This window comes from Streptomyces sp. NPDC059037, assembly GCF_042740015.1.
In the GTDB taxonomy this organism is placed as follows: Bacteria; Actinomycetota; Actinomycetes; order Streptomycetales; family Streptomycetaceae; genus Streptomyces.
The window spans coordinates 1-1,083 of record NZ_JBHYIG010000543.1 but is presented as its reverse complement, the minus strand read 5'-3'; the positions used below and the strand labels follow the sequence as shown (position 1 = coordinate 1,083).

Here is a 1,083-nt window from a genome sequence, read left to right as displayed (position 1 = left end):
CCCCCGCTGTAGCGGACGGGGGCGTACGGCCTTGGTCTTGTGTCTGTTCTTCCGTGTGTCCGTTCAGCGCCCACAGGCGGTGCGGCTACGTGGCGTTGGGGCCCCGGTGCTCGGCGGCGATTCCGAAACGATGCTGCCGGCCCGCGTCCGACGACGACGTGGAGCGCACCGACGAGACGGAGCTGACCACCTGCTCCTCGGCGGCGTCCGGAAGCTCCTGCAGTCGCTCCAGGTCGGCGGCGGAGACCAGGGCCACGAGCGGCTTGCCGTGCCGGGTGACGACCACGCGCTCACCGCCGTACACAACGCGGTTGATCAGATCGGCGAGCTCTGCTCGGGCTTGCGTCACCGGAATCTCGTAGGCCATGCCCCCAGCTTAACCGGCGCCCCGCACCGCCACAGGGGCGCGCACGGAGCGAATACGCCGCAGGTCAGAGGGTTTCACCCGGACCCGCTCCCTGCCTCTCCACCGAGAATTCGGCGCCCCGGCATGCGATCGTCGACGGGGGAACCCGTCGTGTGTCCGGCGATCCAGGAGAGGAGCCGCGTGATGCCCGCAGGGTCGAACAAGAAGCGCGAACGGCAGTACGAGCACATCAAGGAGAGCGCCGAGCAGCGAGGTGAGTCCACCCGCCGGGCGAAGGAGATCGCGGCCCGCACCGTGAACAAGGAACGCGCCCGCTCCGGCGAGTCGAAGACCGCCGGCAAGGTGTCCACGCGCGACCGGATGTCCGCGTCGGAGCGCGGCGGACACCGCTCGCACACCGGCGCCGAGGACCCCACCAGGGACCAGCTGTACGCGGAGGCGAAGAAGCGCAACATCGACGGCCGCTCCGCCATGAACAAGCAGGAGCTGAAGAAGGCGCTCGGCCGCTGATCACGCACTGGGACGCACTGGGACGCACTGCGGGCGGCTCGGTGAGAGCTACTCCCTGGGCAGCAGCGGCCCCAGCGGCCCGAGGTCCAGATTGAGATCCTCGGGCCCCCGGCCATATCGCTCGCGCACGTCGGTCATGCGGTCGGCGAGGAGCCAGTCTCGGATACACCACACCCAGCCCCCCAGACCAAGGCGGGGCGGGGTGT

2 protein-coding genes are annotated in these 1,083 nt (G+C 70.0%); one reads left to right on the top strand and one right to left on the bottom strand.

Annotated features, from left to right (window positions below):
* Positions 1-85 precede the first annotated feature (85 nt).
* On the bottom strand, positions 86-367 hold the full coding sequence (locus ACFWY6_RS45540) for a type II toxin-antitoxin system Phd/YefM family antitoxin (protein WP_384703839.1): 282 nt from the start codon (positions 365-367) through the stop codon (positions 86-88).
* A gap of 183 nt (positions 368-550) precedes the next feature.
* Between ACFWY6_RS45540 and ACFWY6_RS45535 the strand changes: the two genes are divergently transcribed.
* A complete protein-coding gene (locus tag ACFWY6_RS45535) occupies positions 551-877 on the top strand; it encodes a plasmid stabilization protein (RefSeq protein WP_384703836.1) in 327 nt (108 codons plus the stop codon).
* Positions 878-1,083: the final 206 nt, after the last annotated feature.